Raw genomic sequence first — 13,727 nt, 5'->3', positions numbered from 1 at the left:
TACGTTTACTTCAACTCGACGTGCGGCGAGCTCGCCACCGCCCCCCGATCGTCCTTGACCGTCAGAAAAAACACCAGGGGTCTTTTCTCGGGCAACATTGCCGACGCCTTGCCTTCGGAGAGGGTGGCTTCAACCGTCTTCCACTCACGCTTCGGCCACTCGCCTTCGTCGGTCGTATACGCCAGCTCGGCCTGGACCAGAGGAGTCTGGCTCTCGATGGCCGCCGAGGCGAGTCCGTCGGCGATTACAGGGGCACCGAGGCGGGCGAGTCGCTTGCCCCCCTCGAGAACGCTGCCGACGAACAGGCCGATCTCCTGAGGTGTCCATCCTTGGGAGTGGCCATGGGGCATCCGCACAGTGACGCACAGGTCGACCGGCCCTGGCACCAGGTGGTAGGACTTCTGGTAGCTATCCAGCGGGTAGGCAAAGTCGTTGGTGCCATTCACAAAGAGGATCGGACAGCGCACACCGCCAAGGTATTTCGATGGGTCGAATAGGGAGAGCCACCGATCGCGCAGAGTGGGCGACATCGCCTTGAACTGACCGAGCCAAAAGCTGTTGTCATTCAGGAAGCCACACCCATAGACCGGGACGGCAACCTTGAGCCGGTCATCCAATCCGGCAACGATGCAGGTCAGGTAGCCTCCCCAGCTAATCCCCGTGATCCCGATCCGCTTCGCGTCGACCTCGGGCCGAGCGGCCAGGAGCGAGTGCCCCCGAATCACGGCAGCCACGGCATGATAGGTCCACATCTGCCCCACATCCGAGTCGGCGAAGTCTTGGAACTTGCCATGGTCATCCTGATCGGGCCCACCGTCGTCGAGCCTGGGCCCGTCCGGTCCATGTCCCGCCAGATCCATCGCCAGCGCCGCGTAGCCCCGTTCAGCCCAGAGCTTCGCCCACTCCCGAAACGCTTTACCGCCACCGCCATGGACCAGGACCATGGCGGGAAAGGGCCCCTCCCCCTTCGGTTTTCCGTAGTAGGCGAAAACGCGGGTCGGCTTACCCTGAAACGATTCGCCCTCGTAGTAGACTTCACGGATCAGGTCCGACTCCGCTCCCCACGTCGCTTGCGGTGCCTCTTTGAGCGATTCCAGATTCCAAGGGCCTGTGAATCCCCGCTCGGGGGGACCGGCCTTAGCCGGTTCTCCGGGGAAGATCGTCGTGAGGAGAAGTACGAGTAACGCGGAGCGGCGAGGATAACTCATCAAGAACCTTCTCCTCGAGGGACCAGGAGTTGTGGCGGGACGTCAGCGACTTATGGTAGTGTCGCCAATGCGGCCCGAACAAGGTTTGACCCGGTGGTTCTCGCTCCGCGACTGACCCCGGACCTCTTTATGAACGCTGGTCCTGCTTCCATGAGCTTTGAGGTCGAGATCAAGTTCCGGACGAACAGCCACCTTGAGCTCATCCGCCGATTGGCCGAGATGGGGGCCAGGGCCGAACCCCAAGTTGCGCACGAGGATGTTTACCTCAGCCATCCCTCGCGCGACTTTGCCCAGACCAACGAAGCCTTTCGCATTCGCCGGATTGGCACCGAAAACCGGATCACCTACAAAGGGCCCCGCCTGAGCGGACCCACCAAGTCGCGTGAGGAGATCGAGGTCCCGTTTGCGGAAGGCGAACCGTCGTTCGAGCAGTTGTTCCGCCTGTTCAATCACCTCGGGTTCCGCAAAGTCGCCGCCGTCCGGAAGACCAGGCAGCCCTACCATCTCGAATACCAGGGCCTTCCGATCGAGGTCGTACTCGACACGGCCGAAGGGTTGGGCGAGTTCGCCGAAGTCGAGGCATTCGCGGCTAAAGAGGCCAACCTACCGGCCGCCCAAGCCGCCGTGATCGACCTGGCCCGCGAACTCGGACTGACCGACGTCGAGCCGCGATCCTACCTGCGTATGCACCTTGACGCGGAAGCTGCCCGGCAGTGAGTCGACTGGTCTTCCAAGGCAAACAGTGGAAGACAGGAAATGGAAGTTTCACTCGCCAGGAAGGCAAGCGGGGAGCTCACGCTCCCCGCTTGCCTTCAGAAAAACCAACCAATCCAAGAACATAAACATGTCATTCTTGATTGGTTTTATTCTTCGACCAACTCCCAATGGAAGTTCGCGTTCGATCCGTTGATCGCCAGTTCGACCCCTTCCTCTTTTTCGACGAGAGGGACTGCGGCGCCTCGCGTACCGTTGTTGTCGAGGGGATACGCCTTGACGCTCCCCTTGCGGCGCCAGAGCACCTTGGCACGAATCGGCTCCTGGAGCAAAGGGGGCGTGCCCGGCTCGGCCACGTCGACCTTCGACTCGTCCACCCAGCGGAAGCCGGTCGGTTCGACTCGTGCCACGGCCGTCACCAGAAGGCGTTTGCTGGTGGCGATCGGGGCCGTGCCCACGGAGGAGGCGACAAGCACGGCGTAGGGCTGATCCGTCTCGAACACGAGGTGCTCGAACGCTGCGGCCTCCCCCCCCGGCCAGCCCGCAAAGCCCTGAGTGAACGGCGTCTCGATCACGAGCCGGCCCCGGCTCGGGTCCCACCCCGCGACGGCATGGTTGGCCCGGTGACGTAAAGGAGATCGAGTGGCCTGTCCCGAATGCGAGTCGGTGGTGCGCTCACCCCGTAAAAGGATCGAAGCGGCGTGCGGCCAGAGGGAATAAATCTGGGGCATCCCATTGACCACTTCGGGAAGCTGGAAGAGGTCTTCACCACCGCCGATCCCGGCCGCGGCGCTTCCCCAAGGTTGCGGGTGGAGAAAGATCCCTCGGCGCACCAGGGCATCCCAATCGTCGGACACGGCGATATCGACGGCCAGCATCTGATCGGCTGCCTCGTAGGGCAAGGCCCACCCGCCTCGCGTCTGAAGACACCACTGACTCGCCACATAGGGACGGTCGGACCTTCGTTTATGGGTCGCCCCGGAGAGAAGAGCCCCATCCTGGCTCCAGAGGAGCGAGCGACGCTCGGGGGCCGCCCAAGGGGGGGGCGACCAGTACAGCCGATCGTCGATCAGGTCGAAGCCGGTCGCCGCTTGCTGCGCAGAGAACTCGGGATCGCGACGCCAGTGCGAGACCCCGGCGATCGGCACCCGGAGCTTGTCCTTGCGAAGCGAATTCGCCATCTCTCTCCAGTGGACCTCACCAAGCTCCTGCCAGATCCGCCGAATTCCGCCCACCTTACTCTTTGCGGCGAGCGCGCGAAGCGATGCCGAATACTCGGCCGGCAACGTTTCCGGCCGTTCGATCTGGTCGAAGAGCGAAGTCTCTCCGGCCAGCGTGACCCAGGCCAGGACCGGGTCGTCCCGCAAGGCGAGCCCCGTTTCGGGGTTCACATGTTCAAGCAATGCCTTGGCCGACTGGAGCGTGAGCTTACCAATCGCAGGGTCGAACTCGGCCGCCGGCCCGCCACCCGGCGGCAGGGCGTATGGATTGGTCACCCCGTCGTCCGCCCGGAAGCGCCGGGCGCTCTGGAGCTCCAACGCAACGTAGATACCACGTGATTTGAGTGCGGCAATCAGATGATCGAGCCTGGCCAAGGCGATGGTATCAAACACCTTGGTATCGTCGCGGGTATCATCGTACAGGCTGCGGTCGGGCCCGAGCGCCGTATCGAGATCGGCGAGTCGAACCAGATTGATCCCCGATCGCGCCAGGCGCGTGGCCAGGGCATCGGCCTCCTCGGATTCGAGGTAGGCGGAGGGGGGTAAGAGATAGACGCCAAAGAAGCGGGCGCGGCCCCCTTTGGAAAAGGCGAGCCGACCGTCGCGGACAGTGACGAATCCATGCTTTCCGGCGGGTCCATCCAGGAGGAAGGACGCATCGAGTGCGGACTTGGCGTCGATCGATTGGGAAGGCGTCACGGCGGGCCACCCCGTCGTGTCATCCTCAACGTGATAAGGGGTCCAGGCCCCCAACTTCGGATCGGGTGCGGCGGTCACCACGACATCGTCAACCCGAAGCAGGCCGTTGCTGTCGGACTTCTCAAACTGGAGCACGGCGCGGCTCGCTCCGGCAGGGACCGGAACGGTGGCACGAGCGACCCGCCAGTCGAACGAACCGGCCCAACGGAAGAGATTGGCACCGCCACCGGCGCCTCCCACCGGTCGCCCGTTACTATCGACAAAGAAAAGGTTCCCCGCAGCCCCCCCTGCTCCGCGTAATCCTTGAGCACGAACCCTGACCGAGACATTGAGCTGGCCGAACGATTCGATCGCCACGGCGAGACCGGTCAAGGCGCGTGCGCCCGACCTGGGAAGCTCAATCGCCGAATCCGATTGGAAGCCAGGGAACGAGCGTTGAGCGCCGTTTTCCAGGTTCCAGGCGAACGGAGCCGGGTCCCCCAGCTCGAAATCGCCGTTATTCACCAGATTCGTACTCTCCGTCCCACCGACCGGGACCAGTTCCACCGTCAGGCCATCGACCTCCAGGATGCCGGTGGCACCAAGCAGTCCCACCGACATGATCGCGTCGCGCGTGCCGGGCGGAACGGGAATGCGCTTCGAGACCCGAGTCCAGCGCCCGCTGGGGGTTCTCCCCCACGGGCCAAGCGTTCCTCGGCGCAAGGCACGAAGCCCCTCGCCCAGAAAATCAATCATGATGCCGGGATCTTCACCGAGCCGTTCGCCCGCCTGAATCTGATCGAGCCGGATCCAGGCGCCGATGATGACCGCTTCGGTCTTCCGGCCGTCGATGCCGAAGGCACGGCTCAGCCGGGCGGGACGTCCCGGTTTGCGGACCTCGAACTTCAAGCAGTGGGGACCAACCTTCCCCCCTTCGGAAACGAGCACGACATCCCGGGCGTTGTACCAGCCATCGGGGATCCCGTCTTTATTCTTGTCCCCCTCGAAATCGTCGAGTGCGGGGGGCGCGGGCCGCTCGAGCTCTTCTTCCTGCCCGACAACCCAAGGTCCCAACGCAATGAGGGGGAGGACGCTCAAGGCCCAGAACCGAACGACCTTTCTCACGGCTTCTCCTTGTTCTTCCGAGCCTCGATCGCCTCACGCTGCGCGCGGCCGGTCATGGGAACGAACAAGGTCGGGCGGAGCTCCTTGAGAGTCAGCTTGCCGTCTTTTTTCGTCCCATAGTAAACCATCTGGTTGAATCGATTCCCCACCGGAATCACGATTCGCCCCCCCTCCTTGAGCTGGTCGACGAGCGGTTGGGGGATCGCCTCCGGCGCACAGGTGACGATAATCGCGTCAAACGGTGCGGCATCAGGCCAGCCGGCGTATCCGTCACCGATCCGGGTGTGAATGTTCGTGTATCCGAGATCCTTGATGACTTGAGCGGCCCGCTTCCCCAGCGGCGGCTTGATCTCGACGGAATAGACCTCCTTGACCAGTCGCGAAAGAATCGAGGCCTGATAGCCGGAACCGGTGCCGACTTCATAGACTTTGTCCGTCGGCTTCGGCTGAAGCGACTCGGTCATGAACGCCACGTCGAAGGGGGGGGTGATCGTCTGCCCCTCGCCGATCGGGATCGATTCGTCGTCGTATGCCTGCCTGCTGGTGCTTTCCGGGAGAAAGCGATGGCGAGGAACGGTGCGGAAGGCATCGAGAACGCGAGGGTCCTTGATTCCCCGTTCCACCAGGTGACGCTCGACCATGCGCTTGCGAGCGGGCTCCGTCGGATCAGCCACAGGCGCGGCCGCCACAGGCTCATCACCGCGAGATCGAACATCGACGAGGCATTGGCTCGCGAAACTCACACTGATCACTAACACGAGCGTCGCCCGTAATGACATGGCGAATCCCCTTCCAGGAGAAGAAAGAACGGAAAGATCCTCGATCGGGGGAGTGATCCCTCTGATGGTACACGGATCCTTGGCCGGTACGAAAGTTCTTGCCCCCCAGCGAGAGCATCGATACCCTCAACATCCCCTGAATCGTTGCTACAATTTTGTGTGAAGGAACGTTGAGGCTTCGGGATTGAGAGGAATCGGCTTGGCCACTCCTTCAGATCCCGCTATACTGAGAACCCGCACAAACCCTTCCTCCACCAACGTCGACAAACTTGTCCTGTTCATTTGTCAAACGATCGAGGGGGTGATCATGCCGATGCTGGCTTGCTTCATCCTATTAGCGTTGTCCGCTGACGCGCCGGTCGAGGGTTCCCGGCCGAATGTGTCCACACTGAAAGGCCAGGTCGTTGAGCTGACCAAGGCGTTGAACGAGCAGGGACGAACCTTCGACGAGGCTCCGATCGCCACCCAGGTGGTCCTCAAAGACCAGGATAACACGCTGACCCCCCTGCTCTCCGACGACGCCAGCCGAGCTCTCTTTCAGGACGAACGGTTACGCGATCGGCCGGCGGAACTCAGGGTCCGGCGGCTCCCCAAACTTCCCTATGTCCAGGTCCTCTCCTTCAAAGTCGAATTCAATGGAACGCTCCGGACGCCCGAATACTATTGTGAGATCTGCTCGATTAGCGTCCGGTATCCGCAGACCTGTCCATGCTGTCAAGGTCCAATGGACCTACGCATGCAACCCAAGGATGATTGACACGCGGTGAGACGTTAAAGTCGCTCCGGATGGAGCGCCCCACATTCGGGCCGACGGCGGCGGCACCGCCGGGGATGCCTTCCTATCATGGCGATGGTCAATGCCAACTACCTGCTCGGCCTGATCGCAATCTTTGCCGTCACGACCACGCTGTTCGGCATGATCGCGCTGTTCTGGGCCACCCGACGACGCACGAATCTCCCGCTTTTCACCCCCCCGGTCTCGATCTACAAGCCGCTCAAGGGACTGGATGAGGGACTTGAGGAGAACCTCCGGAGCTTCTTCGAACTTGATTATCCGACGTTTCAACTGCTCTTCTGCGTGGCGGACAGTGACGACCCGGCAATTCCGACCGTCAGTCGCTTGCTCGCCGAGTACCCGGAACAAGATGCCCAGTTGATCGTCGGCTGCCCTGCCTTCGGACTTAACCCGAAGGTGGAGAGTCTCGCGGCCATGGATCGTTATCGACGGCACGAGATTTTGTTGATCAGCGATTCGAACGTCCGAGTCCGCCCCAGTTATTTGCGGGAAACGGCCTGCTACCTCGCCGAGCCTGGGGTGGGGCTGGTCACGAACCTCTTCGTGGGGGTGGGCGAGGTTCAGACGGGAGCCGTGCTCGAGAACCTCGAGCTCAATGGGTTCATTGCCGGCGGGGTCGCCGCTGCGTCGCTCCTGCGCATGACCTGCGTCGTGGGTAAGTCGATGCTGATGCCGGTCCGTGTGCTCGAGGCAATTGGCGGGTTCGCCGCCGTGCGCAACCTGCTGGCCGAAGATCAGGTGATCGGCATGAGGGTGCGGAAGGCGGGCTATGCGATCCGCCTGAGCCACCACGTGATCGAGAACGTGAACCAGACGCGCGGGTTCCGCTGGTTCCTCAACCGCCACTCGCGATGGTACAAGATCCGCCGCCGGCTCGCCTTTCCCACCTTCGTGATCGAGCCGACCGCGAATCTCGCAACGATCGGCCTCGTCTGGGCATTCTCGGGCGAAACGCATATCGCGTGGGGTGGCCTGGTCGTCTTGGTTGGCCTCGGGATGGCTCGTGACGCGATCCAGACCCGCTGGCTCCGAGGGACGTTCCCGAGGATGCGACACCTCGTGCTCAGTCCGGCGAAGGACCTATTCCTCTTGCCCGTCTGGTTCGACGCCTTGGTGAACGATCGAGTCCAGTGGCGCGGGCATCGTTTCCGGATCGGCCGGTTCACCCGGCTTCGCTCGACGGGCGTCCCCCTGTCAGTCCGCCAACGAGTGCGCCGCGTTCAGCGGCTTCGAGCGCAGCAGGAACACAAGGGTTGAGCCGAAGACGGAGAGCGGGCCGGCCTTCGGTCAGAACTCCGTGAAGGGGAACGCCGTCGCCCTTGGATCTCCCTGAGAACGGACAGGGCAGTTCCTCTCGAATCCGTATCTCCTCCACGGATATGATAGCGCTGTGGAGCCTCCATTAGTCGTCTGGAAGAAAGAAGTCTCTTGATGGAAGAACCGGCCGGTGCCCCCGAACCCGCCCCCCACTTTGCGGCACACTTCTCGCCGATCGCCTGCGACCGACTCTCTCCTCGGCCCTCCTCGGCCAGACTTCACCCCGCGCGCCGCACCATCGTACTGATCGCGGCCGTAGCCGTGGCCTTTCTGACCCTCACTGCTGGGCCTGGCCGTGCTGACACGTTGGCCAAGGTCCGTAAGGCGGGGCGCCTGGTCTATGGAAGTGACAAGGAGGGAGGCGGCCCTTACGCCTACCCTGACCCCAAGGCTCCGCGCGAGGTCACCGGCTTCGAAGTCGAGCTGATGAACGCATTGGCCAAGGACCTGGGCGTTCGGGCCGACTTCTCCCAAGGCCCCTGGGATCGGCTGCTCAAGGTGCTCGACACCGGCCGGATCGACGTCGTGGTCAACGGTTACGAATGGACCGAAAGCCGGTCGCGTGAATATCTGGCGACTCGCCCCTATTACGTCTATCAGCTCCAACTGATGGCTCCACGCGGGGGCACGATCCGATCCTGGGCTGATATTGAGCGGCCGAATCCCCGCAAGCGACGCTGGCGGATCGGGGTTTTGAGCAGCTCGGCGGCCGACGCGTTCGCGCGCGGAGCGGGGGAAGCGAATGTAGAGGTCCTCTCCTTCGACGGTGCGACCGACGCCATGACGGCGGTCCGCAACGGCCAGATCGACGCCACCCTTCAAGACCTTCCCGCCGCGCTCTACTATCGGGACCGCTTCCCCAGCCTGGAACTGGCCGGCCCTCCCGTCGGACACGGCTATTACGTCATCTTCCTCAGGAAGGACGACAAACCGCTTCGCCAGGAGCTCGATCGGGCAATCGGCCGCCTCGTCGAGTCAGGTTCACTACGCAGCCTCTATGAGCGGTACGGCCTCTGGAACGACGCCCAAGACGAGTTGGCCGGGTGGACCGGCACCAAGTTCGTCACCACGGGTTCCGGCCCGCCGCGCGGGCTTTCGATGCTCTGGCAGTACCGGACGCTTCTGTTCGACGCCGCGCTGATGACGATTCTCCTATCGGTGACCTCGATGCCGCTGGCAATGGCGATCGGTCTGTTCATCGCGCTGGGACGACTCTACGGACCACGATTTCTCCGCATGATCCTCTCGGCCTATGTTGAGCTGCTGAGAGGGACGCCGTTGATGCTCCAGCTCTTCGTTCTGTTCTATCTGCTCAAGTTGCCTCCCCTTGTAGCGGGGATCGGCGGCCTTGCGATCAATTATTCGGCCTACGAGGCGGAGATTTATCGGGCCGGGCTCCAGGCGATCCCCGCAGGACAGATGGAGGCCGCGCTGGCGCTTGGGATGTCCCGCTGGATGGCATTGCGGCGGGTGATCGTGCCTCAGGCGGTTCGGATCGTCATTCCACCAGTGACGAACGACTTCATCGCCTTGTTCAAGGATACGTCGGTCTGCTCGGCGATCACGCTGGTGGAGCTGACCAAACAGTACTCGATCCTCGGGAACAGCACGGGGGGCTGGATCGAATTCGCGATTGCAACCGCAGTGCTCTACATGGCGATGAGCATCCCACTTTCCTGGTTCTCGCGCTGGTCCGAACGTCGACTCGACGCCGCGGCGGCGAAAGGAGGGGCGTTGACATGATCGAGGTGAACGGACTGGTCAAGTCTCACGGGCCACTGAACGTCCTTCGCGGCGTCAGCCTGACCGTCGTCCGCGGCGAGGTTGCCGCGATCATCGGCCCTTCAGGAGGGGGCAAGAGCACCTTCCTCCGTTGCCTGAACGGACTCGAAACATTCCAAGGAGGATCGATCGTCATCGACGGGCTCCGGCTCGAGTCCGACACTCCCACCCCGATCCGCGATCGGACCCTCAGGCGAATTCGCCTTGAGGTCGGCATGGTCTTTCAGAGCTTCAACCTCTTTCCTCACCGGACGGTCCTTGCAAACGTCACCGAAGGCCCCGTTCACGTCCGGGGCCTCGGACAGGACGAGGCGGAGGATCGGGCCAAACGGCTGCTTGACCGAGTCGGCCTGGCCGACAAACTGGGCGCGATGCCCCGGCAACTCTCGGGAGGCCAGCAACAGCGCGTGGCCATCGCGCGTGCCTTGGCCATGGAACCGCAAGCAATCCTGTTCGATGAGCCAACCAGCGCCCTCGATCCGCGAATGACCGCCGAGGTTCTCGCCGTGATGACCGACCTGGCCTCCGACGGCCTCACGATGATCGTCGTCACCCACGCCATGCAGTTCGCCCGCCAGGTGGCTCATACCATCCATGTCTTCGGTGAAGGGCGAGTCATCGAGTCCGGTCCTCCTTCGCAGATCTTTGAGGACCCACACCAGGAAGCGACTCGAATGCTTCTGTCGGAAGTGCAGGCGGCTTGACGATATTGATGGGGAAACGGCTCGACTCCGGAGAGCGCGGCCGTTACCCCTCGATCATGGATGTACGTCTGTCATGGAACCGACCGCTGACATCTCATGGGATGAAGCCCAGTCCGACTTGCGTCCTCTCTTAAGGACCGATAACTGGACGAACGTCGCCTACTTAACCGCTGAGTACCTCTGGCTCGGGCTCGTCCTCTGGGGGTGTTCGACCGGGTTCAACGCGTGGTCGACCGGCCGACTCTCAACGCTCGGCTTCGTGCCCTGGGCCATGGTCGGTGTGGCATTGGTGGCTGTCTCGCAGCACCGGCTCTCCGGCCTGGCTCACGATGCCAGCCACTACACCCTGTTCAAGAACCGGCTGGCCAACGAGCTCGTCTCCGACCTCTTCCTCCTCTTCCCACTCGTGGCAATGACACAGCAGTACCGGATGGCCCACTTCGGCCATCACCAGTTCGTCAACGATCCGGAACGCGACCCCGACCTGATGCGGCTCAACCATTCGGAGCCTCATCACTTCCCGATCAGCAAGCCCCGCTTCTGGCAACGCTACGTCCTCCGTGGACTCTGGCCACCGTCGATCCTCCGCTACCTGTTCGGCCGAGCCAAAGCGGCGAATCTCGGAACGGCCGAGCCCAGTCCGGTCGTTCGCACCGCTTATCCGAAGTCGGTCGCCCGTCGTCTGCGAGGGTCGTACTGGCTGGCCGTGCTGGCAATGGTGCAGATCCTCCACCTCTGGCCGATCTTCGGCCTCTTCTGGGTGGTCCCGCTGCTGACGGTTTACCCGCTCCTGATGCAGCTTCGCGAGATTGCGCATCACAGCAATGCACCCGACGATGGCGATCTGACCAACTCGCGGGTCTTCCGCGTGAACCCGCTCTGGAGCGCCTGCGTCTTCCCCTACGGCCAGTCGTTCCACCTGACCCATCACCTGTTCGCCGTGGTGCCGCACTACCATATCGCCGAAGCCCATCGTCGTTTATCACGCCACCGGCCGTACCGCGAGAACGTCCTGATCTGCGAAGGCTACTTCTTCCGACGCCTGGGCACGAAGGGCCCCTCGGTACTTGAAGTCCTGGCGCGGAAGTCCGCCATTCCCGCCCCCAAGTCATTCTCGCGCCGACCCAGCGGCGTCCGGGTCGACTGACGTCACGGCAACCAGCCGTTCACCTAGGGACGGTCACGGCCCACCATCCGAACTGCTGCTCTGGCAAGGAGATCGGGATAGTAGGCCGTGCCCGCTCACGGAATTGTACCGACGATAAGCAGAGCTCCATCCCATCAATTCTTTTCCCGAATTCGGTGCCAACGGGTTCTCGATTCTCTCTTCTCAGCCCCCCACCGCCTCCGATATACTGTACAAAACACCATAGCCCCAATCCTGGGCGGTACGGTTCGGAGAAATCAAAGTGATGGGCGAGATCACAAATGAGCAGGTCTCCCAGACGGTAGACGCCATCTACCGCTCCGAATCGCGCCGGGTCTTCGCGACCCTCATCCGCCAGCTTGGCGACTTCGATCTTGCCGAAGAAGCGTTGCATGAAGCTTTCGCGGCGGCGTTGGAGCAGTGGGCGCGGGATGGTCTGCCGGAGAATCCAAGAGCCTGGCTCGTTTCCACCGGCCGCTTCAAGGCGATCGATGCGATTCGTCGTCGCGTCCGCTTCGATTCCACGCTTGCAGAATTGGCAAGCCGACTCGATGAGAACACGGCAGCCCTTGGGCAGGAGGAAGACGCGGGGGTCGAGGACGATCGCCTGCGCCTGATCTTCACCTGCTGCCATCCGGCCCTCCCTCCGAGCACGCAGATCGCCCTGACGCTGAGGGAGGTCTGCGGCCTGAAGACCGAGGAGATCGCCAGCGCCTTTCTGACCGCCCCATCGACGATCGCCCAGCGGATCGTGCGCGGCAAGGCGAAGATTCGGGACGCCCGCATCCCCTATCAGGTGCCTGCGCTCGCCGATCTTCCCGAACGGCTGGATTCCGTACTGTCGGTCATCTATCTCGTGTTCAACGAGGGGTACTCGGCCTCATCCGGCGAGACGCTGAGCCGGCCTGACCTCTCGGACGAGGCAATTCGCCTGGGACGCCTCCTCCTCGAGCTGTTATCGGATCCGGAGGTGATGGGACTGCTCGCCCTGATGCTGATCCAAGAGTCACGTCGTACTGCACGGTCGTCATCCGAGGGCGACCTGATCTTGCTGGAGGATCAGGACCGCTCGCTCTGGAACCGAACGCTGATCGATGAGGGCCGAGCGCTGGTTGCGCGGGCACTCGCATCACAGCAGTTCGGCGTCTATACGATCCAGGCGGCCATTGCGGCGGTGCATGGCGAAGCAACGACTGCCGCAGCAACGAACTGGACTCAACTCGTGACCTTGTACGACGTGCTCGCACGGGCGGCACCGTCACCGGTTGTGGAATTGAATCAGGCCGTGGCGGTGGCGATGCGGGATGGCCCCGAGGCCGGACTGGAACGGATCGAGGCCCTTCTGGCGCGAGGCGAACTCGCCGACTACCACCTTGCGCACGCGGCGCGGGCCGATCTGTGCCGGCGGCTGGAACGAACGGCCGAAGCCCGAGAATCGTATGAGCGGGCGCTCACGCTCGCACGTCAGGAACCGGAACGTCGTTTCCTCGAGCGACGCCTTCGCGAACTGGGTTAAAAAAGAATTCTGCCCCACTGTCGAATCACCGTCGCGCTGAACGACTACTCGACGTTCAAAGCTGTTGCACTCCCCATTCTGGAGGGAGCAAGGCGATTCGTCTGCCTGGGTTACGTGGGCAAAGCGAAGTGGGACGGGATGTCGGAGACCGAGCAAACCGCCCGCATGCCCGATCACCGGCACCCCGCAACGACGAATGGCCAGATTCGAACAGGTTATCCATTCACTCACACGGGAGAGAATCGATGTTCGCAGAACCTCAGCAAGAGCACCGCTGGCTTGACAAACTCGTCGGCGAATGGACCAGCGAATTCGAATGCCGGATGGGGCCGGATGAGCCGACAATGAAGTCGCAAGGGGTCGAGGTCGTCCGGTCGCTCGGCGGTCTCTGGATCGTCGGCGAGGGGGAAGGGGAGGCACCAGACGGTAACACATCAAAAACCGTAATGTCGCTCGGCTACGACCCGCGTATCAAGCGCTACGTGGGTACGTTCATCGCCTCAATGATGACACATCTCTGGGTCTATAACGGGTCCCTCGACGCAGCCGGAAAGGTACTCACGCTGGACACTGAGGGGCCCGACTTCTCTGGCCAGAAGCTGGCGAAGTACAAGGACATCATCGAGTTCGTCGACGACGACCACCGAACCCTGACCTCACGGATCCTGGGCGACGACGGCACCTGGAGTCAGCTCATGACAGCCCATTACCATCGTAAGAAGTAATTTCCCAAGATTCGGA

At 62.6% G+C, this 13,727-nt stretch carries 11 protein-coding genes; 8 read left to right on the top strand and 3 right to left on the bottom strand.

Annotated features, from left to right (window positions below; translation table 11 throughout):
• Positions 1-5 precede the first annotated feature (5 nt).
• A complete protein-coding gene (locus SINAC_RS25730; protein ID WP_015248495.1) occupies positions 6-1,208 on the bottom strand; it encodes an alpha/beta hydrolase family protein in 1,203 nt (400 codons plus the stop codon).
• A 129-nt stretch (positions 1,209-1,337) separates the two neighbouring features.
• Here SINAC_RS25730 and cyaB point away from each other — a divergent pair, with 129 nt between their 5' ends.
• Positions 1,338-1,925: a class IV adenylate cyclase gene (gene cyaB, locus SINAC_RS25725; RefSeq protein WP_015248494.1), complete on the top strand. Its 588-nt coding sequence runs from the start codon at positions 1,338-1,340 to the stop codon at positions 1,923-1,925.
• Between the two features lie 146 nt (positions 1,926-2,071).
• Here cyaB and SINAC_RS25720 read toward each other — a convergent pair whose 3' ends face one another.
• Both SINAC_RS25720 and SINAC_RS25715 read right to left on the bottom strand, forming a co-directional pair.
• Entirely contained in the window at positions 2,072-4,945 is a 2,874-nt protein-coding gene (locus SINAC_RS25720; RefSeq protein WP_015248493.1) for a hypothetical protein, read from the bottom strand.
• Positions 4,942-5,724 (bottom strand): protein-L-isoaspartate(D-aspartate) O-methyltransferase, encoded by a 783-nt coding sequence (locus SINAC_RS25715; RefSeq protein ID WP_015248492.1) that lies wholly within the window; start codon positions 5,722-5,724, stop codon positions 4,942-4,944. Before SINAC_RS25715 ends, SINAC_RS25720 begins: the two co-directional genes overlap by 4 nt.
• A 307-nt stretch (positions 5,725-6,031) precedes the next feature.
• On the opposite strand from SINAC_RS25715, the gene SINAC_RS25710 reads away from it, so the two are divergent.
• The 7 genes from SINAC_RS25710 to SINAC_RS25680 all read left to right on the top strand — a co-directional run bounded on the left by SINAC_RS25710 (position 6,032) and on the right by SINAC_RS25680 (position 13,711).
• A complete protein-coding gene (locus SINAC_RS25710) occupies positions 6,032-6,481 on the top strand; it encodes a hypothetical protein (RefSeq protein WP_015248491.1) in 450 nt (149 codons plus the stop codon).
• A gap of 87 nt (positions 6,482-6,568) precedes the next feature.
• Positions 6,569-7,777 carry a ceramide glucosyltransferase gene (locus tag SINAC_RS25705; protein ID WP_015248490.1) on the top strand — a complete coding sequence of 403 codons (1,209 nt, stop codon included), beginning with the start codon at positions 6,569-6,571 and terminating at the stop codon, positions 7,775-7,777.
• Between the two features lie 174 nt (positions 7,778-7,951).
• A complete protein-coding gene (locus SINAC_RS25700) occupies positions 7,952-9,580 on the top strand; it encodes an ABC transporter permease subunit (RefSeq protein ID WP_015248489.1) in 1,629 nt (542 codons plus the stop codon).
• Positions 9,577-10,323 carry an amino acid ABC transporter ATP-binding protein gene (locus tag SINAC_RS25695; protein ID WP_015248488.1) on the top strand — a complete coding sequence of 249 codons (747 nt, stop codon included), beginning with the start codon at positions 9,577-9,579 and terminating at the stop codon, positions 10,321-10,323. Before SINAC_RS25700 ends, SINAC_RS25695 begins: the two co-directional genes overlap by 4 nt.
• A 73-nt stretch (positions 10,324-10,396) precedes the next feature.
• Positions 10,397-11,470, top strand: coding sequence for a fatty acid desaturase family protein (locus SINAC_RS25690; RefSeq protein ID WP_015248487.1), 1,074 nt, complete (start codon positions 10,397-10,399; stop codon positions 11,468-11,470).
• 265 nt (positions 11,471-11,735) lie between these two features.
• Positions 11,736-12,986, top strand: a complete 1,251-nt coding sequence (locus SINAC_RS25685) for an RNA polymerase sigma factor (RefSeq protein ID WP_015248486.1) — start codon at positions 11,736-11,738, stop codon at positions 12,984-12,986.
• 245 nt (positions 12,987-13,231) lie between these two features.
• Positions 13,232-13,711, top strand: a complete 480-nt coding sequence (locus SINAC_RS25680) for a DUF1579 domain-containing protein (RefSeq protein WP_015248485.1) — start codon at positions 13,232-13,234, stop codon at positions 13,709-13,711.
• The last annotated feature ends 16 nt before the right edge of the window (positions 13,712-13,727 follow it).

Origin of the sequence: Singulisphaera acidiphila DSM 18658, assembly GCF_000242455.2 — a bacterium.
Taxonomy (GTDB): Bacteria; Planctomycetota; Planctomycetia; order Isosphaerales; family Isosphaeraceae; genus Singulisphaera; species Singulisphaera acidiphila.
Note: the sequence above shows the minus strand (reverse complement) of the source record. Positions and strands in the feature narration are given on the sequence as shown.

Bases quoted from the DNA above. Each gene is read 5' to 3' on its own strand.
- SINAC_RS25730 (WP_015248495.1), bottom strand. From the start codon at position 1,208: ATGAGTTATCCTCGCCGCTCCGCGTTACTCGTACTTCTCCTCACGACG.
- cyaB (WP_015248494.1), top strand. From the start codon at position 1,338: ATGAACGCTGGTCCTGCTTCCATGAGCTTTGAGGTCGAGATCAAGTTC.
- SINAC_RS25715 (WP_015248492.1), bottom strand. From the start codon at position 5,724: ATGTCATTACGGGCGACGCTCGTGTTAGTGATCAGTGTGAGTTTCGCG.
- SINAC_RS25710 (WP_015248491.1), top strand. From the start codon at position 6,032: ATGCCGATGCTGGCTTGCTTCATCCTATTAGCGTTGTCCGCTGACGCG.
- SINAC_RS25705 (WP_015248490.1), top strand. From the start codon at position 6,569: ATGGCGATGGTCAATGCCAACTACCTGCTCGGCCTGATCGCAATCTTT.
- SINAC_RS25700 (WP_015248489.1), top strand. From the start codon at position 7,952: ATGGAAGAACCGGCCGGTGCCCCCGAACCCGCCCCCCACTTTGCGGCA.
- SINAC_RS25695 (WP_015248488.1), top strand. From the start codon at position 9,577: ATGATCGAGGTGAACGGACTGGTCAAGTCTCACGGGCCACTGAACGTC.
- SINAC_RS25690 (WP_015248487.1), top strand. From the start codon at position 10,397: ATGGAACCGACCGCTGACATCTCATGGGATGAAGCCCAGTCCGACTTG.
- SINAC_RS25685 (WP_015248486.1), top strand. From the start codon at position 11,736: ATGGGCGAGATCACAAATGAGCAGGTCTCCCAGACGGTAGACGCCATC.
- SINAC_RS25680 (WP_015248485.1), top strand. From the start codon at position 13,232: ATGTTCGCAGAACCTCAGCAAGAGCACCGCTGGCTTGACAAACTCGTC.